This is a genomic window from Rhodococcus sp. 15-2388-1-1a (assembly GCF_002259145.1).
Taxonomy (GTDB): Bacteria; Actinomycetota; Actinomycetes; order Mycobacteriales; family Mycobacteriaceae; genus Rhodococcoides.
Genome location: NZ_NPFP01000052.1, coordinates 1 through 1,090, shown reverse-complemented (window position 1 = coordinate 1,090; position 1,090 = coordinate 1). Strand labels below are relative to the sequence as shown.

Genomic DNA, 1,090 nt, shown 5'->3' with positions numbered 1-1,090 from the left:
GTTCCCGAGGATTTCGTCTCCGGTCTCGAAGGTGTCGTCGCGTTCACCTCCGACATCGCCGAACCCGACAAGGACGGTGGCGCACTGCGCTACCGCGGCGTCGACATCGAAGAACTCGTCGCCCAGAACGTCACCTTCGGCGATGTCTGGGCTCTGCTCGTCGACGGCGCATTCGGCCGCGGACTCCCCCCGGCCGAGCCCTTCCCGCTGCCGATCCACACCGGTGACGTCCGCGTCGACGTCCAAGCCGGCCTGGCGATGCTCGCCCCCATCTGGGGCTACCAACCCCTGCTCGACATCGACGACACCACCGCCCGCGACAACCTCGCCCGCGCCTCGGTGATGGCCCTGTCCTACGTCGCCCAATCCGCCCGCGGTATCTACCAGCCCGCCGTCCCGCAGACCCGCATCGACCAGGCCGCGACCGTCACCGAGCGGTTCATGGTCCGCTGGAAAGGCGAACCCGACCCCGCTCACGTCGCTGCCATCGACGCCTACTGGGTCTCGGCCGCCGAACACGGCATGAATGCCTCGACGTTCACCGCCCGCGTCATCGCCTCCACCGGAGCCGACGTCGCCGCCTGCCTGTCCGGTGCCATCGGCGCGATGTCCGGGCCCCTGCACGGCGGCGCACCCGCCCGCGTCCTGCCGATGATCGAACAAGTCGAAAAGACCGGGGACGCCCGCGCGTTGATCACCGGCATCCTGGACCGCAAAGAAAAGCTCATGGGCTTCGGGCACCGCGTCTACCGCGCCGAGGACCCCCGCGCCCGCGTGCTGCGCGCCACCGCCAAAAGACTGAACGCACCGCGCTACGAGGTCGCCGCCGCACTCGAACAAGCCGCACTGACCGAACTACGCGAACGCCGCCCCGACCGCGCCATCGAGACCAACGTCGAATTCTGGGCCGCGGTGATCCTCGACTTCGCCGAGGTACCCGCGCACATGATGCCCGCAATGTTCACCTGCGGACGTACCGCGGGCTGGTGCGCACACATCCTGGAACAGAAGCGCCTGGGCAAGCTCGTCCGACCGGCCGCCCTCTACACCGGCCCCGAACCCCGCACCCCCGAGTCCGTCGACGGCTGGG

At 69.4% G+C, this 1,090-nt stretch carries 1 protein-coding gene; it reads left to right on the top strand.

The window, feature by feature from the left end; genetic code table 11:
* The coding region (locus CH302_RS27885; RefSeq protein WP_094650283.1) for a citrate synthase 2 at positions 1-1,090 on the top strand (1,090 nt) is incomplete at both ends.